This window comes from Polaromonas sp. (assembly GCF_043778355.1).
In the GTDB taxonomy this organism is placed as follows: Bacteria; Pseudomonadota; Gammaproteobacteria; order Burkholderiales; family Burkholderiaceae_C; genus Polaromonas.
On the sequence record NZ_JAYWHI010000010.1, the window covers coordinates 1 to 21,782 of the forward strand.

25 protein-coding genes and 1 riboswitch are annotated in these 21,782 nt (G+C 62.0%); of the genes, 11 read left to right on the forward strand and 14 right to left on the reverse strand.

Features of this window, described 5'->3' with window-relative positions; genetic code table 11:
* Both rplM and ACH2CW_RS01410 read right to left on the reverse strand, forming a co-directional pair.
* The coding region (gene rplM, locus ACH2CW_RS01405) for a 50S ribosomal protein L13 (RefSeq protein ID WP_395055062.1) at positions 1-421 on the reverse strand (421 nt) is incomplete at its 3' end.
* Between the two features lie 201 nt (positions 422-622).
* On the reverse strand, positions 623-2,296 hold the full coding sequence (locus ACH2CW_RS01410) for a serine/threonine protein kinase (RefSeq protein WP_395055063.1): 1,674 nt from the start codon (positions 2,294-2,296) through the stop codon (positions 623-625).
* A gap of 182 nt (positions 2,297-2,478) precedes the next feature.
* On the opposite strand from ACH2CW_RS01410, the gene ACH2CW_RS01415 reads away from it, so the two are divergent.
* The 6 genes from ACH2CW_RS01415 (at position 2,479) to ACH2CW_RS01440 (ending at position 7,375) form a co-directional block, all read left to right on the forward strand.
* Positions 2,479-3,465 (forward strand): 23S rRNA (adenine(2030)-N(6))-methyltransferase RlmJ, encoded by a 987-nt coding sequence (locus ACH2CW_RS01415; RefSeq protein WP_395055064.1) that lies wholly within the window; start codon positions 2,479-2,481, stop codon positions 3,463-3,465.
* Between the two features lie 222 nt (positions 3,466-3,687).
* Complete coding sequence (paaA, locus tag ACH2CW_RS01420; protein ID WP_395055065.1) at positions 3,688-4,695, forward strand: 1,2-phenylacetyl-CoA epoxidase subunit PaaA; 1,008 nt, start codon at positions 3,688-3,690, stop codon at positions 4,693-4,695.
* The gene (gene paaB, locus ACH2CW_RS01425; RefSeq protein WP_395055066.1) at positions 4,692-4,985 is read left to right on the forward strand and encodes a 1,2-phenylacetyl-CoA epoxidase subunit PaaB; all 294 of its coding nucleotides are present in this window, start codon (positions 4,692-4,694) and stop codon (positions 4,983-4,985) included. The genes paaA and paaB overlap by 4 nt, the downstream gene beginning before the upstream one ends.
* Positions 4,985-5,734 carry a 1,2-phenylacetyl-CoA epoxidase subunit PaaC gene (gene paaC, locus ACH2CW_RS01430; protein WP_395055067.1) on the forward strand — a complete coding sequence of 250 codons (750 nt, stop codon included), beginning with the start codon at positions 4,985-4,987 and terminating at the stop codon, positions 5,732-5,734. The genes paaB and paaC overlap by 1 nt, the downstream gene beginning before the upstream one ends.
* Before the next feature lie 4 nt (positions 5,735-5,738).
* A complete protein-coding gene (paaD, locus tag ACH2CW_RS01435; protein WP_395055068.1) occupies positions 5,739-6,239 on the forward strand; it encodes a 1,2-phenylacetyl-CoA epoxidase subunit PaaD in 501 nt (166 codons plus the stop codon).
* Between the two features lie 11 nt (positions 6,240-6,250).
* Positions 6,251-7,375 carry a 2Fe-2S iron-sulfur cluster-binding protein gene (locus ACH2CW_RS01440; RefSeq protein ID WP_395055069.1) on the forward strand — a complete coding sequence of 375 codons (1,125 nt, stop codon included), beginning with the start codon at positions 6,251-6,253 and terminating at the stop codon, positions 7,373-7,375.
* A gap of 96 nt (positions 7,376-7,471) precedes the next feature.
* Here the strand turns inward: ACH2CW_RS01440 and ACH2CW_RS01445 are convergent, their stop codons facing one another.
* From ACH2CW_RS01445 to ACH2CW_RS01460, 4 genes are all read right to left on the reverse strand, one after another.
* On the reverse strand, positions 7,472-7,804 hold the full coding sequence (locus tag ACH2CW_RS01445) for a hypothetical protein (protein ID WP_395055070.1): 333 nt from the start codon (positions 7,802-7,804) through the stop codon (positions 7,472-7,474).
* Between the two features lie 66 nt (positions 7,805-7,870).
* Positions 7,871-8,911, reverse strand: a complete 1,041-nt coding sequence (locus ACH2CW_RS01450; protein ID WP_395055071.1) for a cytochrome d ubiquinol oxidase subunit II — start codon at positions 8,909-8,911, stop codon at positions 7,871-7,873.
* Entirely contained in the window at positions 8,904-10,322 is a 1,419-nt protein-coding gene (locus ACH2CW_RS01455) for a cytochrome ubiquinol oxidase subunit I (RefSeq protein WP_395055072.1), read from the reverse strand. The genes ACH2CW_RS01450 and ACH2CW_RS01455 overlap by 8 nt, the downstream gene beginning before the upstream one ends.
* On the reverse strand, positions 10,322-10,945 hold the full coding sequence (locus ACH2CW_RS01460) for a GbsR/MarR family transcriptional regulator (RefSeq protein ID WP_395055073.1): 624 nt from the start codon (positions 10,943-10,945) through the stop codon (positions 10,322-10,324). Before ACH2CW_RS01460 ends, ACH2CW_RS01455 begins: the two co-directional genes overlap by 1 nt.
* A 248-nt stretch (positions 10,946-11,193) precedes the next feature.
* Here ACH2CW_RS01460 and ACH2CW_RS01465 point away from each other — a divergent pair, with 248 nt between their 5' ends.
* From ACH2CW_RS01465 to ACH2CW_RS01485, 5 genes are all read left to right on the forward strand, one after another.
* On the forward strand, positions 11,194-11,541 hold the full coding sequence (locus ACH2CW_RS01465; protein WP_395055074.1) for a hypothetical protein: 348 nt from the start codon (positions 11,194-11,196) through the stop codon (positions 11,539-11,541).
* Positions 11,542-11,637: 96 nt separating this feature from the next.
* Complete coding sequence (locus ACH2CW_RS01470; RefSeq protein ID WP_395055075.1) at positions 11,638-11,910, forward strand: hypothetical protein; 273 nt, start codon at positions 11,638-11,640, stop codon at positions 11,908-11,910.
* Positions 11,911-12,509: 599 nt separating this feature from the next.
* Positions 12,510-12,959, forward strand: coding sequence for a hypothetical protein (locus ACH2CW_RS01475; protein ID WP_395055076.1), 450 nt, complete (start codon positions 12,510-12,512; stop codon positions 12,957-12,959).
* 14 nt (positions 12,960-12,973) lie between these two features.
* Positions 12,974-13,264, forward strand: a complete 291-nt coding sequence (locus ACH2CW_RS01480) for a hypothetical protein (protein WP_395055077.1) — start codon at positions 12,974-12,976, stop codon at positions 13,262-13,264.
* Positions 13,265-13,399: 135 nt separating this feature from the next.
* On the forward strand, positions 13,400-13,864 hold the full coding sequence (locus ACH2CW_RS01485; protein ID WP_395055078.1) for a GNAT family N-acetyltransferase: 465 nt from the start codon (positions 13,400-13,402) through the stop codon (positions 13,862-13,864).
* 142 nt (positions 13,865-14,006) lie between these two features.
* Here ACH2CW_RS01485 and ACH2CW_RS01490 read toward each other — a convergent pair whose 3' ends face one another.
* From ACH2CW_RS01490 to ACH2CW_RS01525, 8 genes are all read right to left on the reverse strand, one after another.
* Positions 14,007-14,615 (reverse strand): septal ring lytic transglycosylase RlpA family protein, encoded by a 609-nt coding sequence (locus ACH2CW_RS01490; protein ID WP_395055079.1) that lies wholly within the window; start codon positions 14,613-14,615, stop codon positions 14,007-14,009.
* Positions 14,612-15,451, reverse strand: coding sequence for a methylenetetrahydrofolate reductase [NAD(P)H] (gene metF, locus ACH2CW_RS01495; protein WP_395055080.1), 840 nt, complete (start codon positions 15,449-15,451; stop codon positions 14,612-14,614). Before metF ends, ACH2CW_RS01490 begins: the two co-directional genes overlap by 4 nt.
* A gap of 19 nt (positions 15,452-15,470) precedes the next feature.
* Positions 15,471-16,472: a TlyA family RNA methyltransferase gene (locus ACH2CW_RS01500; protein ID WP_395055081.1), complete on the reverse strand. Its 1,002-nt coding sequence runs from the start codon at positions 16,470-16,472 to the stop codon at positions 15,471-15,473.
* A gap of 146 nt (positions 16,473-16,618) precedes the next feature.
* The gene (ahcY, locus tag ACH2CW_RS01505) at positions 16,619-18,052 is read right to left on the reverse strand and encodes an adenosylhomocysteinase (protein WP_395055082.1); all 1,434 of its coding nucleotides are present in this window, start codon (positions 18,050-18,052) and stop codon (positions 16,619-16,621) included.
* Positions 18,053-18,111: 59 nt separating this feature from the next.
* Positions 18,112-18,220, reverse strand: a riboswitch (S-adenosyl-L-homocysteine riboswitch).
* Positions 18,221-18,291: 71 nt separating this feature from the next.
* The gene (gene phnE / locus ACH2CW_RS01510) at positions 18,292-19,131 is read right to left on the reverse strand and encodes a phosphonate ABC transporter, permease protein PhnE (RefSeq protein ID WP_395055083.1); all 840 of its coding nucleotides are present in this window, start codon (positions 19,129-19,131) and stop codon (positions 18,292-18,294) included.
* A gap of 7 nt (positions 19,132-19,138) precedes the next feature.
* Positions 19,139-19,981: a PhnE/PtxC family ABC transporter permease gene (locus ACH2CW_RS01515; protein ID WP_395055084.1), complete on the reverse strand. Its 843-nt coding sequence runs from the start codon at positions 19,979-19,981 to the stop codon at positions 19,139-19,141.
* Between the two features lie 17 nt (positions 19,982-19,998).
* Positions 19,999-20,832: a phosphonate ABC transporter ATP-binding protein gene (locus ACH2CW_RS01520; protein WP_395055085.1), complete on the reverse strand. Its 834-nt coding sequence runs from the start codon at positions 20,830-20,832 to the stop codon at positions 19,999-20,001.
* A 60-nt stretch (positions 20,833-20,892) separates the two neighbouring features.
* Positions 20,893-21,762, reverse strand: coding sequence for a putative selenate ABC transporter substrate-binding protein (locus tag ACH2CW_RS01525; RefSeq protein WP_395055086.1), 870 nt, complete (start codon positions 21,760-21,762; stop codon positions 20,893-20,895).
* Between the last annotated feature and the right edge of the window lie 20 nt (positions 21,763-21,782).

Genomic DNA, 21,782 nt, shown 5'->3' on the forward strand with positions numbered 1-21,782 from the left:
TCAAGGTATATGCCGACGCATCGCACCCACACAGTGCGCAAGTGCCTAAAACCTTGAGCTTTTTGATCATGGCATAGCCCAATGGGCCTTTGGGCAACATGCCCTTGACGGCTTTTTCGAGGGCGCGGCCAGGGAACTTGGCCTGCATGTCGCGAAAATTGATACTGGAGATGCCACCCGGATAGCCCGAATGACTGTAGTAAATTTTGTCAATCGGCTTGGCGCCGGTGACGCGCAGCTGGGCTGCATTGACGATGACGATGAAGTCACCCGTGTCGACGTGGGGCGTATAAATGGACTTGTGTTTGCCGCGCAAACGGAGAGCAACTTCGCTGGCTACTCGTCCGAGGACCTTGTCGGTCGCGTCAATCACAAACCACTCATGCACCACGTCAGCGGGTTTTGCGCTGAAAGTTGTCATGGTTTACTTTTCAAAAGTTGGTTTGAGCAGCCCTTTTCCACGGTCGGTGTTTCTCTGATGGAAACCTCTTAGGTGGGAAAGATACTTCGCCGCGGGGCCAGCCAATCGCTGCGAAGCCCTCGATTATACAAAGTCGGCGGTTTTCCCGCCAGTCAGCGGGCCCAAAAGGCTTGGGCAAGGGCTTTTGCGGCCACTTCCGGTCTAAAACCCCTCGAATTTGCGGCTGTTCTGCATCTGTTCGTTGTTTTCCACACACAGGGGCAGCGCGGCCATGCCGGGTTTTTGGCACTCCCGGTAAATACACAGGGACCGGCCCAGGAAGTTGCGGTCGGCGCATGACAGCCGCGGATCGGCCAGGACAGGCGCCACAACGGCGGACTCCGGGCGTTGGGGGGCGGCGGGCTGTTCCAGCACGGCCACTGGCGCAGGCGGAGCCAGCGGGGTTGGCTCCGCCTGCGCTTCTTTCCTGCGGACGGCACGCTTGGGCGGCACCGGAGAAGCGACCGCTACCGCTGCCGACGCGGTCTGCGTTGTGGCAGGCTGCGGGTTGGCGGCCGCGACGGGCACCGGCAAGGCGGTGGCCATCAGCACCGGCGGCTCGGACGGCGGCGCGACCGAGGCCATCCCCTGCACCGGAGCTACCCCGCTTCGCCCCGTGAAAACCGCGGCGGAGGCCGCCACCAGCAACACGACCGCCACGCCCGCGCCGATGCGCCACGGCATCGCTCGCCGAACCGGTAACGACCTTGCCCGCGCTATGGACGAAGGTGCCTGGCGCTGACGGGTCGAGGCTGGCAAGGGCTGTGTCAACGCCTCGCTCGGCACCGGCGCTTGCACGGGATCGGCCACCCTCGATACCGCCTGATGCGGCCAAGGCAAACCTGGTTGCACCCAGATGGCGCCGAGTTCGGCGCGCCAGTCGAAACGCGACATGCCGTTCGGCGTTTCCAGCCCCATGGCCTGCACCATCGCGACCACGGTTTGCGGCCGGTCTTTCGGCGTGATGGCCAGCGCCTGACCCATGGCCCGGACAAAGGCCGGGCTGTAGGCCTGGCCAAACTGCTCCTGCACCGTGCGCGCCACGCGCGCAAACGGCGGCAGGCGGTCGCGCACCGCGCGAAAAGTGGCGGGCAGCGGCGGCTTGTTGCATAACAAGCCATGCACCACCGCCGCCAGCGCGTAGAGGTCGGTCCAGGGCCCCTGGCGCATACCGGGGTCTTTGCTGTGCTGCTCCAGCGGCGCGTAACTGAGCTTGAGGGCGTCGGTCAGGTCCTGCGTCTTGCCGCCTATGGCGTGGCGCGCGGCGCCCAGGTCCAGCAGCACCGGCGGGCCGCTGTCCTGCAGGAAGATGTTGTCGGGCGAGACATCGCGGTGCACCGCGCTGCCATGGTGCAGCGTCTTGAGCGCGCCCAGCACCGCCCACAGCACCTTGCGCAGCCAGGCTTCGGGCGGTGGGCAGCGCATCTGGGTGCGCGCCGCCTGCAGCGTCATGCCGCGGTAAAGCGGCATCACCATGTAGGCGGTCTGGTTGCCCTCCCAGTAACGGAACACCTTGACCAGCGACGGATGATCGAACTGCGCCAGCAGACGGGCCTCCGCCACAAAAGACTGCAAGCCTGTGGCGAAAGCCGGCTGGTCTGCTGGATCGCGCACGATGACCGCGCCTTCCTGACCGCGCCCGGCCAGCGCGACCGGCAGGTATTCCTTGATGGCCACCGGCCGCTGCAGGGAATGGTCAAAGGCCTGGTAGACCATGCCAAAGCCCCCCACGCCGAGCACACCCAGCAGTTCAAACTCGGCCAGCCGCGTCCCCGGCGCCAGGGCGTCCGCATGGGTCATCAAGGAAACAGGCGTGCCGGAAGGCAAGGCAGTCATGGGCTGAGGCAATAGAACTTTTGCAGGCAATTAGGCATGGGGGCTCCTCTGGCGTCAAGACAAGCGGTCAACCGTATTGCAGTACGCGTCATGGGGGGGTGCGGATTGCAAAAATCGACCGTCCGTCGTGGTCCCCTGTGCCTGGGAAAGGCCAGATCGGTGGCGGCCGTTAACATAGACACATGTTTAGTTATCGCCACGCCTTCCATGCCGGCAACCATGCCGACGTGCTCAAGCACACCACGCTGATCGCGTTGATGAAGTACCTGACCCAGAAGGACACGGCGCTGACCGTGTTCGACACCCACGCGGGCGCCGGCCTGTACCGGCTGGACGGGGATTACACCGAAACCAGCGGGGAAGCCAAAGACGGTGTGTTTCGCCTGATTTCAGTACCAAATACGCCTCCAACCCTTGCTGGACGGGCATCACCAGCTACCAAAACAGTAGCAGCCAAAAAACCAAAGGCACCTGCCGACGAGCCCCTGGCGCCAGCGCTGCAGGATTACGTCGATCTGCTGCGCAGCCTGAACCAGGCCTTTGACGAAACCGGCGACCCGGCCCATCTGAAGATCTACCCCGGCTCGCCCTTCATCGCGCAGAAATTTCTCAGCGGCCGTGACAAGCTCAAACTGTTTGAACTGCACCCCACCGATTTCAAGTCGCTGAGCGGCAACATCGAGCAGCTCGGCGCGGGCCGTCAGGTCAGCGTCACACGCGAAGATGGCTTTGAGGTTCTGAAAACCTTTCTGCCCCCGCCGGCGCGCCGCGCCATGGTGCTGTGCGACCCGAGCTACGAAATCAAGACCGACTATGCACGGGTGGTGGCCTGCATGGCAGACGCCGTCAAGCGTTTTGCCACCGGCACCTATGTGGTCTGGTACCCCATCATTCCACGGCCCGAAGCCCACGACCTGCCGCGCAAGCTCAAGACGCTGGCGGTCAAGGCCGGCCGAAGCTGGCTCAACGCGACCCTGACCGTCAAGTCCAGCAAACTGACGACCGACGAAGCCGGCGATGTGAAACGGCCCGGCCTGCCGGCCAGTGGCATGTTTGTGATCAACCCGCCGCACACGCTGAAGGCCGACCTGCAGGCCGCGCTGCCGCAGCTGGTGGCGCGCCTCGGACAAGACCGCAACGCCGGCTTTACCCTGGAACACGGCGGCTGATACTGCGTGCGGCCAGGACAGGGCCGCGGCACTGATTCTGGTGGTCGAAGACGACGATGACATCCGCAGCAACATCGTCCGCCTCTTGAAGCTCGAAGGGCGCAGGCCACCTGAAACAAGCCACGGCTAACTGTCCACCGATTAACCGACCGAGCGGTCGGTTAATTGATATACTGGCGTGAACATTGCCCTTTCGGCAAGCCCCGCGACAGGAGACAAGCCATGTACACCCAATCCCTTGACGTACCCGACGGGACCGCGCCCGCACTGGGGGCTGTACCGGCACCGCCTGATGCGCTGCAAACCCGCTTCGACGAGAAAATCGACGCCGACCAGAAAATCGAGCCGCAGGACTGGATGCCCGAGGCCTACCGCCGCACCCTGGTGCGCCAGATCAGCCAGCACGCGCACAGCGAAATCATCGGCATGCAGCCCGAGGGCAACTGGATCTCGCGCGCACCCTCGCTCAAGCGCAAGGCGATTTTGCTCGCCAAGGTGCAGGACGAAGGCGGTCACGGGCTTTATCTTTATTCCGCCGCCGAAACCCTGGGCACATCGCGCGACCAGTTGCTCGATGCGCTGCACACCGGCAAGGCCAAGTACAGCTCGATCTTCAACTACCCGACGCTGCTGTGGGCCGATGTTGGCGTGATCGGCTGGCTGGTTGACGGCGCGGCCATCATGAACCAGGTTCCGATTTGCCGCTGCTCTTACGGACCGTATGCGCGCGCCATGATTCGTATCTGCAAGGAAGAAAGTTTTCACCAGCGCCAGGGTTTCGAGAGCCTGATGATGCAGATGCAGGGCACGCCCGAACAGCGCGCCATGGTGCAGGACGCGGTCAACCGCTGGTGGTGGCCGGTGCTCGCGATGTTCGGCCCGCCCGACGCGGCCAGTACCAACAGCGCGCAGGGCATGCGATGGGGCATCAAGCGTCTGTCCAACGACGAGTTGCGCCAGAAGTTTGTTGACGCCACGGTGCCGCAGGCGGCGATTCTCGGCGTCACCCTGCCCGACCCGGATCTGAAATGGAACGAGGCGCGCGGCCAGCACGACTACGGCGCGATCGACTGGGACGAGTTCTGGGCGGTCGTCAACGGCAACGGGCCCTGCAACAAGGAACGGCTGGCCAACCGCGTGAAGGCACACGATGACGGTCAGTGGGTGCGTGATGCGGCGCAGGCGCATGCGGCCAAACAGCGCGCTCGGGCACTGAAGGAGGCGGCATGACTTCCCCGCAAAATGAGTGGCCTCTTTGGGAAGTGTTCGTCCGCAGCAAACAAGGGCTTGAACACAAACACTGCGGCAGCCTGCACGCCGTCGATGCGCAGCAGGCGCTGCAGATGGCGCGTGATGTTTACACCCGGCGCCAGGAAGGCGTGAGCATCTGGGTGGTGCCCTCGGCCACCATCACCGCCAGCGAGCCCGACGACAAGCCGGCGTTTTTTGAACCGATGGCCGACAAGATTTACCGGCACCCGACGTTTTACGAGATTCCCGACGAAGTGGGCCACATGTGATGGATGCTGTCGCCTCTTCTGTCCATGCCGCGCTGGACCAACTGCTGCACCTGGCTGACAACGCGCTGGTGCTGGGCCAGCGCAATGCCGAGTGGTGCGGCAATGGCCCGGTGCTTGAAGAAGACATTGCACTGGCCAATATGAGTCTGGATTTGATCGGCCAGGCGCGTATGTTGTACCAGCACGCGGCAGCCGTCACGGGCAACGGCGCCACCGAAGACTCGCTGGCCTACTTTCGCGATGCGGGCGACTTCCGCAACTTCACCTTGCTCGAACTGCCGCATGCCTCTGCGACGTCGGATCGCGATTACGCGGTAACCATCACGCGCAACTTCCTCTACAGCGCCTACATGCTGCTGCAGTGGGAAGCGCTGCAGGCGTCCAGCGATGCGCAGCTCGCAGGTATTGCCGGCAAGTCGCTCAAGGAAGTGCGCTACCACTTCCGCCATTCGCGTGACTGGCTTGTTCGTCTGGGCGACGGCACGGCCGAATCGCAGCAACGCACACAGACGGCGCTGAACCAGTTGATGCCTTACACCGCAGAATTCTGGGCCGGTGCGCCGGCGACGCTGCGTGCACATTGGGACGGGCTGGTCAACGACGCTTTGGGAGAAGCTGGCCTGTCGCGCCCGCCTCTCCTTCAAGCCGCCCTGCCCCAGGGCAAAAACGGCCACCACAGCGAGCACCTGGCGCCGCTGCTGGCCGAGATGCAAAGCCTGGCGCGTGCGCACCCCCAAGCGCAATGGTGACGCCTTGACCACCCTGCAAGCGGTTTGGGATGCGCTCGATACCGTGCCCGACCCAGAGATTCCGGTTGTGTCCATCCGCGAGCTGGGCATTTTGCGCGACGTACGCGACACCAGCGCGGGCGTCGAGATCATCATCACGCCCACGTACAGCGGTTGCCCAGCCATGGGGCAGATTGAGGACGACATCCGCGCGGCGCTGACGCAGCTGGAGATCAGCGCGCGTATCACCACCCAGCTGGCACCTGCCTGGACCACCGACTGGATCAGCGCAGCTACCAAGGAAAAGCTGCGCAGTTACGGCATTGCGCCGCCGCACACCACCACACCCGACAGCGACAAAGTGATCCGCTTTGCCGCCCGCAAATCCGCGCTGGATGCGGTCGCCTGCCCGCAATGCGGCTCGGTCAACACCACCGAGACCTCGCACTTTGGCTCGACCGCGTGCAAAGCCTTGTACAAGTGTCTGGACTGCCTGGAGCCGTTTGACTACTTCAAGCCCTACTGATTAAAACGCCCATGTCCGTTCCCCACTTTCACCCGCTGCGCATCAACCGCGTCACACCGGAAGCCGCCGGGGCCGTCGCCATCAGCTTCGCCATTCCACCCGACCTGCGCGCGCTCTACGCTTTCGCGCCAGGCCAGTTCCTCACGCTGAGGGCACACATAGACGGCGAGTCAGTGCGCCGCAGTTATTCCATCTGCAGCAGCACCCAGCACCTGGCAGATACGCAAGAGATTGAAGTCGGCATCAAGCCGGTTGCAGGCGGCGTTTTTTCCAACTGGGCCACTCGCCTGCAGCCCGGCGACACGCTGGACGTGATGCCGCCCGATGGCCGCTTCACGCCGCGCCTGAGCGGCGCCATGCACCGCGTGGGCTGGGCAGCGGGCTCGGGCATCACACCGCTGCTGTCCATCATCGCCAGCACGCTGGCCGGCGAGCCAGACTCCACGTTCACGCTGGTGTACTGCAACCAGCGCAGCAGCACCATCCTGTTCAACGAAGCGCTGCAAGACCTGAAAGACCGCTACCCGGCGCGGCTGAACCTGATTCACCTGCTGTCGCGCCAGGCCCAGGAAGTGGCACTGTTCAATGGCCGGCTTGACGCCGCGAAAGTCACCGAGTTGCTTGGCAGCCTGATTCCGGCCGCCAGCATTGACGAGACCTTTATCTGCGGCCCTGAGGCCATGATCGAAGGCAGTGAAGCCGCCCTGCTGGCAGCCGGTGTGCCCCGAGACCGTATCCACGCAGAACGTTTTCTGAGCGAACCACAGGCCGCAGTTGCTATTCCTTCAGGAGCTGCTCACGCAAACGGGACAAGGGCTACAGGCCAAAAAGAGCTGGATAATGGCACCGCCGCCGGTCCCATACGCCTGTCGGTACAACTCGACGGCAAGGAGCATGCGCTGCACATGTTTGCGCATGAGAAGGTGCTCGATGTGGCGCTGGCTGCCGGTCTGGACCTGCCCTACAGCTGCAAAGGTGGCGTCTGCTGCACCTGCCGCGCCAAGGTGATTGCGGGCCAGGTGCATATGGAAAAAAACTTCACGCTGGAAGACTGGGAAGTGAAAAAAGGCTTTGTGCTGAGCTGCCAGGCGCGGCCGCTGACTGAACACATCAGCATCAGCTACGACGATCGTTAGGGATTTGTCATTGCGGACTTGAGCCGCAATTCATGCGCATGGACCCACGCCGGTAGTTGTTGATGCATGGACCCCGAGCCCAGCCCGTGATGACAATCAATGCGTGCGCGAATTCCAGACGTGCAGTTCAAAAAAAGCGTTCTGCGCCGCAATTTTCATCTGGCGGAAAACCGCTCGCGTGGCGTGGTCCGCAGCCTGCTCCCAACGCGCTATCGCCTGCAGCTCTTCGCTGGACCTTGAGCTGCCCGGATTTTCGGCGCGCAGTGAGCGTACCGCCAGCCATTCCACATAAGCACCGCGCACGGCGGATGCGCCGCCCAGCACGTGCTCCAGCACTTCCAGAAAGTTTTGTTCGGCGGTCTGGCGCTGCTCATCGGTCAGTCCGATGGCCGCCTGCAGCGAGGCCTTGTATTTGCTCTGCGAACTCATGGGGGTTGGGTAGGCAAGTTGATAAAAAAAAGAGAACTTATTTTATCGCCACCCCACCGCCCTGGTTCAATATTTGAGCGCTGCGCTTTTGCCCCAGAACACACGGTAGGCAAACACCGTGTAGCCGATGATCATGGGCAGCACCACCACCGCACCAACCAGGATCACACCCATGGCTGCGGGCGCCGTGGCGGCCTGCCAGATTGTGATGCGCTCAAGCACCAGCCACGGAAACAGACTGTAGGCCAGGCCATAAAACGCCAGCAAGAAGACCCCGACTGTGGCACCAAACGGCACCCAGGCGCCATATTCATTGCCTTCGGCAAGACGCACCGGCAGGCGCTGCAGGCTGCGCCAGATTACCGCAAACAACACCGCCGTGGCCGCCGGAATCGGGATCAGCAGCACGATGTTGGGAAAAGAAAACCACTTGGCAAAAATAAGTGGGCTGACCATCGGTGTGGCCAGCGAGATGGCGGCCACGCCAGCCATGGTGAACCACAAGCTGCCGCGCGCCCAGCGCACGGCCAGGAGTTGCAGCTCCCCTTCGGACTTGATGATCAGCCAGCCCGCACCCAACAGGCAATAGGCCGCCACCAGGGCAGCGCCGATCAAGGCGTTGAACACCATGGTCCACCAGGTGTCGGCAAAGCCGGTGATCAGCGAGCCCAGCATGTAGCCCTGGCTCCAGCTGGCCAGCAGCGAGCCGCTGTAAAACAGCCGGTTCCACAGCGGCTTGTGCGCCGCGCGCGCCTTCACCCGGAAGTCAAAGGCCACGCCGCGCAACGTCAGGCCAATCAACATGAAGGCCACTGGCAGGTACAGCGCGCCAAGAATCACCCCGTGCGCCATCGGAAACACCGTCAGCAAAATGCCAACGCCCAGCACCAGCCAGGTTTCATTGGCATCCCAGAAGGGGCCGATGCTGGCAATCATGGTGTCCTTGTCGTCGTCGCTGGCGCGCCGCATCAGCACGCCCACGCCCAGGTCGTAACCGTCCAGGATCACATAGGCCAGCATCGCCAGGCCCATGACGCCCATGAAAACAATCGGCATCCAGCCGGCCGCCTGGCTCAGGTCGGGCATCAGGGAGGAAGGGTCAAGCATTGGCGGCTCCTTCCTTTTCAGGGTAGTTGACGACATTGAGTTCGGTCTCGGTCTCGCCCGCCGTCTGGTCGTCGCCAAAGGGTTTGTCGGCGTGTTTTTTATGCCGCGCCAAGTAAAACACCACCGATACATAAGACGCGAGCAAGACCACGTAGAGCACCAGGTACAAGGCAAGTGTCAGGGCAATGCGCGGCGCAGCCACCGTGGACGCCGCCTCCGCCGACGTCAGCACACCCGTCACCAGCCAGGGCTGGCGGCCGATCTCGGTGACATACCAGCCGGCAATCAGCGCGATCCAGCCGGCAAAGGTCATGGCCACGAGCAGCCTGGCGTGCCAGCGTTTCAGGTTGCGTTCCGGGTCCTTCTTCCAGGGGGCCAGTTGCCAGGTGCTGGCCCAACTGACCAGCAACATCAACACGCCCATGCCGACCATGATGCGAAAGGCCCAGAACACCGGCGCCACTGGCGGGTGTTCGCCATCAAAGGAGTTGACACCCCGAACCAGTCCATCAGGGTCATGGGTGAGGTAGAGCGAGGCGAGTTTGGGAATGGCTATTTCGTAACGGTTTTTGCGCGCCTCGCTGTCCGGTAGCGCAAACAACACCGCGGGTGCGCCCCGCTGGGTCTCCCAGATGCCTTCCATCGCAGCGAGTTTGGCCGGCTGGTGTTTCAACGTGTTCAGGCCATGCACATCGCCGGCAATGATCTGCAGCGGAATCAGCATGGCAGCCAGGTAAATGCCAGTTTTCAGGCTGGCCATCACCTCAGCGCTTTTGTCATCACGCAGCCAGCGGTAGGCCGAAATGCCGGCCACCAGAAAAGCCACCGTCAGGCCTGAGGCCAGCATCATGTGGGTGAAGCGGTAGGGAAAGGACGGGTTGAAGATGACCTCCAGCCAGCTGGTCACATGCGCCTGGCCGTTGATCATCTCGAAGCCGGCCGGCGTGTGCATCCAGGAGTTGAGCGCCAGAATCCAGAAGGCCGACAGCGTGGTGCCACCTGCCACCAGCAGCGTGGCGGTGGTGTGCATGCGCTCACTGACACGTTCACGCGCAAACAGCATCACCCCCAGCATCGTCGCTTCAAGGAAGAAGGCGGTGAGTACCTCGTAGGCCAGCAGCGGCCCGGCGATGTTGCCGACTTTTTCCATGTAGCCGGGCCAGTTGGTGCCAAACTGGAAACTCATGGTGATGCCGCTGACCACACCGAGCGCAAAAGTCAGCGCAAAAATCTTGACCCAGAACTGGTAGGCGTCCATCCAGTGCTGCTGGCCGGTTTTGACAAACCGCAGCTTGAAAAACAGCAACACCCAGCCCAGCGAAATGCTGATGGTGGGAAACAGGATGTGAAACGTGATGTTGGCGGCAAACTGGATGCGCGCCAGCAGGAAAGCGTCAAGACCGTCCATCATCAACTCCGGTTGTCTTCAGGCAGTGGTTGGGGCCGTGCGGCCACTTTGGTGCTTGCGGTCCGGCCTGTCAACCCGGACTTCACGCTACTGGTCAGCTTGTCGGTGACCTCCAGCAGCTTCTGCACCTTGGCGCCCATCTTCATGAGTTTGATCAGCGTGGCCGAATCCATTTTCTGCACCTCGGCCAGCCAGCCGGTCATGAGTTCGATCAGGTCATGCATCTGTTTCATGCGCGCCTGGGCATGGATGTCGTCACCGGTGGACGGCTGCTCCATCAGCGCGTCGCGCAACATCGACAGCGTCGGATCAATCTCGCGCTTGCGCCGCTCTTCAGCCAGCGTTCGGAAAATCGCCCACACGTCCTCGGGCGCCTGAAAGTATTCGCGCCTGTCGTTGGGCAGGTGCTGCAGCCGCACCAGGTTCCATGACTGCAGCTCCTTCAAACCCATGCTGACGTTGGAGCGCGAAAAAGCCAGCGCCTCGCCAATCTCGTCGGCATTGAGCGCCCGCGGCGAGACGTACAGCAGCGCGTAAATCTGGCCGACGGTGCGGTTGATGCCCCAGCGGCTGCCCATTTCGCCGAAATGCAGGACAAAACGCTGTGTGAGGGGGGCGAGGTTCATGGTCTAAGTTTACTGAATTTTCAGGAATTACTGAAATTATAGGAAGTCAATGAGGAAAATCAAGATTCGCCTGTTTTGCCATCGGTGGTTGGAGGGGATTTGCGACAGGACCGAAAGAGAGCCCGTGCAAATGGGGGATGCGCGGTACTGCCAGCTACGCCTAAACTCGCGGCTGCGGGGTTCGGCGCTTTTTTATTTAGCTGGGGAGCAGCAGTAAAGATGGAATATTCTTTTAAGAACAAGGACTTGTGCGTGTTTGGCAGGTCCAGAATATCGAGCACGCGCCAGTTTATCGAGCAGGTTTTGCTCTATACATTACGTTAGGCTACGAAATGTTGCTTCGACAAAAGTTGATTGTTGCCGTAGCGATTGCTGCCGTTATCACATTGCTTGCTGCATGGATGACCTCGGGTCAGTTCGACCCAGTCGGCGGCAAGCCTCTGATTGTGGGTGCTCTGATCGTCCTGCCACTTGTAGTAGCTGCGAAAAACGGCCTCAATGGTTTAGCAGCAACGGCCCTAGCGTTCGCGACCTACTTTGCGTTCGCTTTTCTCGGAGTCTGGCTTGCCACCCGAGAGAAGCGAGTTAAGTCATGAAAGTAAAACCGTTCGTGTGCTCCGGATGCCAGCCTAACGGGTCAATCGAGAGCGGATCGCCTTCGGCGTCCGCTCATTTTCAACGTTAAAGCTCATATGAGTTCCTGGATCTTCCTTGTCGCTGCCATGGCTTTTGCGTGGCTCGCCTACGATGCGTGGAAGGTGGCGACCCCAGCAGCAGACGTACCGTATTCGCTGACTGCTAAAGGCTTGGGGCAAGACCTCAGCGGAGTTCCGCTTCAGGAGCAGAAAGCACGCAAGGAGTGGAATGCGCTCTATGGGCTGGGCGATCTAAGTCAGATGGTTTGGCTCTGGGGCATACTCGCCATCGCGTGCGCTATTGCCGCGGCCACGGGATTTCTTGCATGAACCGCTTTAACTGGTTGCTCGGCACGGACATGCAACATCAGGAGGCCGCTCCGCGGCACGTGTTGCATGCCGGGCAGCGCCAACGTTAGACGTCACACGAAGCGCCTGCAACGATTCACCGCACCTATGAGTCAGACGTCCCTACTAGCCGGATCCGCAATTTTTGCATGCGGGTTAATCTTCATCATCGCTGCGGTGCTTATGCAGGAAGTAAGGTCTCGCCTTGTCGCATTACTCATTGAGCAAAAGTCACCGCTTAGCTTGGCGCTATCGGATTGGACAGTCTCGGGCGGGCGCATTCCTGGTAACTACGATGCAATCAAACGAGAGTTCATTTGGGGGTCGCAATCTCTAGAATTGGCCGCCCACCCAGGCGCAGCGCCAATGGTTCGGGCCGCAAAAGTCCTCGACGTGGTCCGCGAAGCAGGTCGAGTTTTTGGACTGGCTTCACTCGTTTGGTTCCTATGGGTAGGCATAGCTGGTGCGCAGTGATGTCTAACCTTTCGGCCAACACGGATCCACACCTGCACACGGCGGCTTCGCCGCGAAGGCTGTGGCCCGGTTGCCTCACACGTTAGGGCGCCCTAGAAAGACTACGTATGCCTGACATTTCAACAATTGGCGCAGTTCTTGGCAGCCTCAAGACCGCGACCGACATCGCCAAGTTCATCCGCGAGAGCGACGTCTCGATCGAACGGGCTGAGCTCAAGCTGAAAGTCGCGGACTTGGTCAGCGCCCTTGCAGATGTGAAGATGGAACTCGTTGAGCTTCAAGACACCTTCGCGTCAAAGGAGAAGCGCATTCGCGAACTGGAAGAGGCGTTTCAGGCGAAGGACAGCCTCGTGCGAAGGTACGACGCCTACTATCGAGCCGACTCTGAAGGAAAACCAGTCGGCGTTCCGTTCTGCTTACGCTGCTGGGAAAACGACCATAGGCAACGGCAGCTTGTACACGACGCCAAGGAGTACCGCATAAGAATCTGCACCAACTGCGGTCACCGCTACGAAGGCCGCCTCGCCGGCGACATTCAGCCGACGAATCCAGACTAACCCGCTAGCACAGCATGAAGCAAGACATCGCTGACGCCATCGCCGAGCTGCGCGTCCTGGAATTGAGATACAGCGGCTACACACGCACTGTTGAGCCGCATGCCTACGGCCGAGACAAGAGCGGAGACGAAATACTCAGGTGTTATCAGACTGGCGGCGGGAGCCAGAGCGGTGAGCGGGTTGGCTGGAAGCTGCTGAAGGTTGCGGATGTCTATGCAATTCACACGTTGAAGGCGGTGTTCGGCCAACGCCCGGAGTACAAGCGCAACGACAAGGCCATGGACTACATCTTCTGCCAGCTATAGCGTGCGCCCTAACCCTGCGTTCCAGCCGACGCTAGCCTGCGCAAAAGCGTCGATGACCCGGTAGCGGAGCCGCTGCTGTTGTTCCCACCGCAAAATTGTCATGTCCCAGATACACTGCCTGTGAGCAGTCAATCCATGACCCAAGTAACCACTGTCCGCCCCGCGATGGAAGCTGACCTACCGGACATCTTGCGCCTCTACGCCCAGCCCGACATTGACGATGGCGACACCCTGCCGCTGGCAGACGCAAAACGCATCTGGACCCGCATGGCAAGTTACCCCAACTACAAGCTCTACGTTGCGCTACAGGGCACACAGGTGGTCGGCACTTTTGCGCTGCTTATCATGGACAACCTGGGCCACCTGGGCGCGCCGTCTGCCGTTGTTGAAGACGTGGCGGTGGACACTGGTGTACAGGGCCAGGGCATTGGCAAGGCCATGATGCGTCATGCGATGGCGCTGGCGGCCGAAAGTGGTTGCTACAAGCTCACGCTGTCATCCAACCTGAAGCTTGAAAAAGCACATGCGTTTTACGACTCGCTGGATTTTGAGCGGCATGGCTACAGCTTTCGCATGACGCTGCCCGCTGCGCCGCACTGAATTCGCTATGAATTCAGGAGCTGTCTGTGGACACTGAATAAGGGCTGGATGCACATTTAATGCCTAAACTTCTCTGGAACAGCTGCGACAACGGCTCGCCTCGCATGGATCCCGGATCTGGTCCGGGATGACAGCGCTGGGGTCAGCGCGGGTTCGGGGGGCGCTTGATCACGCGGGCGCGTCTGGCCGGTGCTGGCGGCGTGGCGACCGCTGGTGTGGATTCCGGCACCAGCAGCAACACGTCTTTCACGCCCAGCCCCAGCATGCCTATCGCCTCGGCGGCGGCGCGGCTCAGGTCGATCACGCGGCCACGACTGAAGGGGCCGCGGTCGGTGATGCGCACATCGACCTCTTTGCCGTTCACCAGGCTGCGCACACGCACTACGGTGCCAAAGGGCAGTGTTTTGTGCGCGGCCGTCAGCTCATGCATGTTGTAACGCTCGCCGCTGGCGGTGCGCCTGCCATTGAAACGTGGGCCGTACCAGGAGGCTTTGCCCTGTTCGAACTCGCGGGCAGATTCGCCGGCGAGTAGCGCTGGGTCATCTTGCACAGACGGCAGGACAGACACCGCATCTGGCGGTGCGATAGGTGAGGCGTTTACTTCCGACGGTGCTTTCGTCGCAGTCGCCGGAGCGCCGGGCGCAGTTACCGGCGAGGCGGGCGGGCTGGACGGCGGCGTGGTGCAGGCCGACAGCAGCGTCAGCAGGCTGGCGGTGAACCAGCCACGGAAAACGGCGTCGTGAAGACTCAAACTCGGGAAGTCCGCTGCAGTCGGTTCAGAATTTCTGTCGTGGCAGCGGCTTGATTCATCGTGTAGAAATGAATCCCCGGCACCCCCGCCGTCTGCAACTGGTCGCACAGGTCGGTGATCACATCGAGGCCGAAACTCTTGATGGACGCGATGTCGTCACCAAACCCCTGCAGGCGCAGCCGAATCCAGCGCGGAATTTCTGCGCCGCAGGCGTCGGAAAACCGCATCAGCTGGGTTGAGCTGGTGATCGGCATGATGCCGGGCACCACCGGCACATCAACGCCCAACTGCAGCGCGTCATCAACAAAACGGAAGTAAGCGTCCGAGTTGAAAAAGTACTGGGTGATGGCCGAGTTGGCACCGGCTTTGACCTTGGCCGCAAAAGCCTGCAGGTCGGCATCGGCCGATTTGGCCTGCGGGTGAATCTCGGGGTAGGCCGCTACTTCAATGTGAAAGGCGTCACCCGTGAACTCGCGGATAAAAGCTACCAGGTCGCTGGCGTAATGGAACTCGCCGCCCGCGCCATAACCGCTGGGCAAATCCCCACGCAACGCCACCAGGCGCTTCACGCCCATGGCCTGCAGCGAAGCCAGTTGCTGGCGCACAGTGGCCTTGGTCGCGCCGACGCAGGAGAAATGGCAGGCCGCGGCCACGCCTTCTTTCAGGATTTCACCCACCGTGCCGAAGGTGCCCTCTTGCGTTGAGCCGCCCGCGCCAAACGTGACGGAACAAAACTCCGGCTTGTGCAGGTACAGCGCCTGGCGCGCCAGGCGCAGCTTGTCGGCGCCTTCCGGCGTCTTGGGCGGGAAAAATTCAAAGCTGATGGGCAGATTCATCACAATCTTCTTTATCTGTTCATTCTTCGTCGGGTTTGTCCCGGCGTTTGCCGCGCGCCGGGCCGTGCTGACCGGCGTGGGCTTCTTCGGAGTCCTCATGCGCCGCATGCATCGCACGCAGTTCGCTGCGCGGCGTGCGTTTGGCGGCCTTGCGTGGCGGTGCCGCGGGCAGGGGCTGGTCTTCACCAGCGTTGTCATGGCCCTTGGTCGCGTGGATGAAAAACTCGCGGTTGCCGTCGCCGCCTTCAATCGGCGAGGCCATCCAGGCTTTGACATCCATGCCCAGCGCGGTGCAAGCGTCGCGCAGGCGTTGTTCAACAAATGCGAAGTGCGCCGCGTCGCGCACGATACCGCCCTTGCCGATCTGGCCGGGCTGCAGTTCAAACTGCGGCTTGACCAGCATCAGCGCATTGCCACCGGGTTTGAGCAGGCGCACCACCGCCGGCAGCACCAGGGTCAGCGAGATGAAGGACAGGTCGCCGGTCAGAAAGTCGAAATTCGCTTCGACCAGCTCGGCATCTTCGTCGTCGACGTTTTCATCATCAAATTCGGCCTCAGCCCCTGCCGGATGGGCGGGACCAGCTATCAAATCAATAGCAGTCATGGCACGCGCATTGACACCCTCGATACACACCACACGCGGGTCAGCCCGCAGGCTGGGGTGCAACTGGCCATGGCCCACGTCCACACCCACCACCTGCAAAGCACCCTGCTGCAGCAGGCAATCGGTGAAGCCGCCGGTGGACTGGCCGATGTCCAGGCAACGCAGACCCGCCACCTGGATGCCGGACGTCGCAAGTGCGCCTTCGAGCTTGAGACCGCCGCGCGAAATGTATTTGGCCTCGGTGGCGTCAGGAATCTCGACTTCAGCGCCCCCAGGAATCTCGTCGCCATTTTTGGCGACTTTTTTCCACGGCGAACTTTCCTCGGCGCGCCAGCGCACGCCCGACGCAATCAGGCGCTGGGCCTGGGAGCGGGTGGCAGCAAGGCCGTTGTCAACGAGGAAGAGGTCAGCGCGCATGGGTATTTTTCTTTGAAACTTCTGGCGCGTAGCGAGCGGCCGTCAGGCTAGGCGCGGGCGTCGGGCAACCGGAGTGCACTTCAGGTGCATGAGGATTGCCCGATCGGGACCCGCAACGACGCATCACGGCCGCGCAGTAGCGCAGCTCAATAGCGGTAGGTATCGGCTTTGTAGGGGCCGGCTTTGGATACACCGATGTACGCCGCCTGCTCATCGCTGAGCTCACTCAGCATCGCGCCGACCTTTTTCAGGTGCAGACGCGCGACTTTTTCGTCCAGGTGTTTCGGCAGCACATACACCTTGCCGACTTCGTAGTCGGCCTGTTTGGTGAACAGCTCGATCTGGGCAATGGTCTGGTTGGCGAAGCTCGACGACATCACGAAGCTCGGGTGGCCGGTGCCGCAACCCAGGTTGACCAGGCGGCCCTTGGCCAGCAGGATGATGCGTTTGCCGTCCGGGAAGATCACGTGGTCGACTTGTGGCTTGATCTCTTCCCATTTGCACTTCTCGAGTGCCGCAACGTCGATCTCGTTGTCGAAGTGGCCGATGTTGCAGACGATGGCCTGGTCTTTCATGGCTGCCATGTGTTCGTAGGTGATCACATTTTTGTTGCCGGTGGCGGACACAAAAATGTCGCACTTGTCGGCGGCGTATTCCATGGTCACAACCTTGTAACCCTCCATCGCGGCTTGCAGGGCGTTGATCGGGTCGATCTCGGTCACCCAGACCTGGGCCGACAGCGCGCGCAGCGCCTGGGCAGAACCCTTGCCCACGTCACCGTAACCGGCGACGAGCGCGACCTTGCCGGCAATCATCACGTCGGTCGCGCGTTTGATCGCGTCAACCAGTGATTCGCGGCAACCGTAGAGGTTGTCGAACTTGGACTTGGTCACCGAGTCATTGACGTTGATGGCGCGCAGGGCCAGCGTGCCCTTGACCGACATCTCGTTCAGGCGCAACACGCCAGTGGTGGTTTCTTCGGTCACGCCGATGATGTTTTTCAGGCGGCGGCTGTACCAGGTCGGGTCTTGCGCCAGCTTGGCCTTGATCGAGTTGAACAGGCAGATTTCTTCTTCGCTGCCAGGCTTGGACAGCAGGGAGGCGTCTTTTTCAGCCTTGGTGCCCAGGTGCATCAACAACGTGGCATCGCCGCCGTCGTCCAGGATCATGTTCGGTCCTTCTTCCGGTGTGCCTTTGGCGCCGGTGAATTCGAAGATGCGGTGGGTGTAGTCCCAGTAGTCGGCCAGGGTTTCGCCCTTGATGGCAAACACCGGGGTGCCGGCGGCGGCAATCGCTGCGGCTGCGTGGTCTTGCGTGGAGAAGATGTTGCACGAAGCCCAGCGCACGTCAGCGCCCAGGGCCTGCAGCGTTTCGATCAGCACGCCGGTCTGGATCGTCATGTGCAGCGAGCCGGTGATGCGCGCGCCCTTGAGTGGCTGCGCTTTGGCAAATTCTTCGCGAATGGCCATCAGACCGGGCATTTCGGTCTCGGCAATTTTCAGCTCTTTGCGGCCCCAGTCGGCAAGCGACAGGTCGGCAATAACGTAATCAGGGTGCAGGGGTTTGAGAACAGCGCTCATGGTGACTCCAAAACAGGCTTTTTAAATACCACTACTGGAGTCGACTCACCTCACAGCACAGTGGGTGAGCGCGGTTGGGAGGCAGAGCCGGCATGCGGCCTGGTGTCCGAGCCTCACGCGCCAGCTGACGGGGTCAGTGTGTGGCAGGTTGCATCGCTCCTCGGACGGCCTCTATTCTATACGGCGGGCCTTCCGGTCTGCAAACCCCCGGGCAAATACCCCGCAATCGCCTTGCGACTTCAACGCGCCATGGCCCGGCGCGCCAGGTAGCTGCAGGCATCGACCAGCGCCACCAGGCCGATCATGGCCAGCAGGATAGAGCTGGTCTCCTGCATCTGGAACAGTCCCATGTGAAACGCGAGCAACTGCCCCAGACCACCCGCGCCCACCACACCCAGCACGGCGGCGGCTCGGATGTTGTTCTCCCAGCGGTACAAGGTGTAACTCATGAGCTGCGGCAACACCTGAGGCAAGGTGGCGTACAAAAACACCCGTCCCTCGCCAATGCCACGCAGGCGCAGAGCCGCGCCCGGACCTTCTGGCACGTTTTCAATCGCCTCGGCAAACAAGCGCCCTAGCACGCCGGTGGTGTGCAAGGCCAAAGCCAGCGTACCGGCCAGCGGGCCGAGGCCGGCGGCAATCAGCAGCAGGGCGGCCCAGACCAGCTCTGGAATGCTGCGCAAGGCGTTCAGCAACAAGCGCGTGACGGCCTTCCACCGGGCCGGGTCCTGCGCATGGGTCCGGCTGGCGGGCAGCGCCAGCAACAAGCCAAAAATCGCCGCCAGCAGCGTGCCAAGGGCCGACATGGCCAGGGTTTCCAGGGTCGCTGGCAAAAGCTTTTTGATGAAGGCGGCCTCCCCCGTCGGGTGCAGCAGCTCGCCGACAAAACGTCCCATCTTGCGCAAGGCGTCTAACGAGAAGAACTGTGCCCACTTCAGCTCCAGCGACCAGAAACTCAGCAGCACCAGAAGCAACACCCCGGCCACCAGCCAGCAGGCCTTGCAGCGCGCATCAAACAGCGGCGGCGGCAACCGGTACACCTCGTTGGCGGCGGGGGTGGAAGGGCGTAGCTGGTCCATCACCCGCTTACCCCAGGGCCTTGCGCAGCCAGGCGCTCGCCTGGTCGGCCAGCCAGACCAGCACCATGAAAACCAGCAGCATGGTGCTGACCTCGGAGCCGTTGAACATCTTCATGGAGGCGTCCATCTGCTGGCCCAGGCCGCCTGCGCCTACAAAACCCAGCACCGCCGAGGAACGGATGGCGCACTCCCAGCGGTATACGCTGTAGCTGGTCAGCTCGGCCGCGTTTTGCGGCAGCAAACCATAAAAGAAAGCCTGCAGTCGGCCCGCCCCATTGCGCAGCAGCGACGCCGTGGCATGGCTGTCGCCGCTTTCGAGGATTTCGCCATACACCTTGCCCAGCATGCCGCTGTAGGTCAACGCAATCGCCAGCACCCCGGCGGTGGGGCCGAGACCGACCACACGCACAAAAATCAGCGCCCAGATCAGCTCCGGCACGCTGCGCAGCAGAATCAATAGCCAGCGCACCAACTGCCGCAAGCTGGCCGGCAACAGCGCCATGCGCCCGCTCAACGCCGACACCGACAACACCCGCACCGACAGCAGGGTCAGTGGTATGGCCAGCAACAAGGCCAGCGCCATACCGGCTGTGGCAATCGCCACCGTGCGCCAGGTCTCACGCGCCACCAGCCATAAAAACTCGCCCTCTATCTTGGGCGGAAAAAAGTCGCCCAGAAACTTCAGCGTGGACGACAACGTGCCGGGCTCAAACATCACCCAGGGCTTGAACTCGGTCAACACCAGCGCCGGCCACAGCAGCAGCACGGCCAACAGCGCCCAGGTGACGCGGCCGCGCCAGGCCGGATCGCGCAGCCCGGCGCGCGGGGGTGGCAAGGTGGCGACGGTCATGGGTGCGTCCAGCCGGGTCAGCGGCAGTGCATGACGGCGGGGAGCACGGGCGGGGCAGGCAGGTCCAAGGGCTCGCGCGCCGGGCCGGTCAGCTCATCCAGATGCTGGGCATACAGGGCCTGCAGCCGTTCTGGCGTTACCTGCGCAGCGGGCAGGTCAAAGGCCAGTTCGCCGTCACGCAGACCAATGATGCGCGGAAAGTGCTGTAGCGCCATCTCGACATGGTGCAGGGTGCAAACCAGCGTGGCGCCGCGCTCGCGCGCCGCCTGCGTCAGCGAAGCAATCGCCTGCTGGCCGCGCGTCGGGTCCAGCGCCGACAGCGGTTCATCCACCAGCAGCAGGCTGGCCTCGGTGACCAATGCGCGGGCCAAGCCCACGCGCTGGCGCTCGCCGCCAGACAACCGGTCCACACGCGCAAACAGCTTATCGCTCAAATCAAAGCGCGCCAGGGCCGCGTCGGCCTGCGCAATCGCCGTCGGGTAAAACAGGCTGCGCAGACTTTGCCACAGGCCGATCTGCGGCAGGCGCCCGGCCAACACCGACGTGACCACGCGCTGGCGCGGTGGCAGCGGCGGCACCTGCGGCGCCAGAAACAACTCCCCCCGCAAACGCTGGAGCTGGCGGCGCGGCAATTGCCACGGATTGCGCCCGCCCAGCTGCAAGCTGCCCGCCGACGGCGACAGCGCACAGGCCAGCAGATGCAGCAAGGTGGTCTTGCCGGCGCCGGACGGCCCGATGACAGCAAGCTGCTCGCCTGGGGCCACCGCCAGCGACAGGCCGCGCAGCGCTGCGGGCGCATCACGCGTTGCCGCCGGATGCCGCGCAGCCACCCTCTCCAGTCCGATCTTCATATCAAAATAGCCTCCAGCCCATATGCCACCTGTGTAAGCAGCTATTTATTCAATAGCAACTTACTTCAGCAAGCCGGCACTCCGGGCGGCGGTTTCAATGCCCTGGTAGTTGCTGGCCTGGGTCGGGATGTAACGCGTGGCACGGTTCAGGTCCAGGATTTCCTTGCCCTGCGCGGTGGCCGGGTCAATCTCCAGCAGCGCTTTGGTGACCCTCTCGCGCAAGGCAGCCGGCATGTCGGCATGCACCGCCCAGTTGTAGTTGAAGTAACCCGGCGTCGTGTAGAACACGTTGACTTCTTTGGTGTCGACCCGGTTTTCCTTGACAAACTTGTTCCAGACCGTGATGTCCAGGGCAGCGGCCTCGACCTTGCCGCTGACCACAGAAGCAATGGTGGCGTCATGGGCGCCGGAATAGGCGACCCGTTTGAAGTCTTTGTCAGGGTCAATATTGGCCTGCAGCAAAAAGCTGCGCGGCATCAGGTGGCCCGAGGTGCTGGACTGCGAGCCAAAACTGACCTGTTTGCCCTTGAGGTCGGCCAGGGTCTTGATGCCGGAGTTGGTTTTGGCAATAAACACCGACTGGAACTTGGTGTCTTCTTCGCGCTGGGCAATCGGCACAATTTTGCCGCCCGAGCGGTTTTGCGCCTGGATGAAGGTAAAGCCGCCCAGCCAGGCCATTTCAATGTTCTTGTTGACCAGGGTTTCGACCGCCGCCGGGTAGTCGCTGACCGGCGTGAACTCGACCTTCATGCCGAGCTTTTGCTCCAGGTATTTGACGATGGGGCCAAACTTGCGCATCTGCTCGGTGGCCGCTTCTTCAGGAATGGTGGTGACGCGAAACACCGCTTGGGCGTGGGACGCCGCCGCCGCTGTGAACACAGCGCACAGGGCCAGGGCCTTGAAGGCAGGGGTGCTGAAAAAACGGGTCATGAAAGACTCCCCGGGAAGTT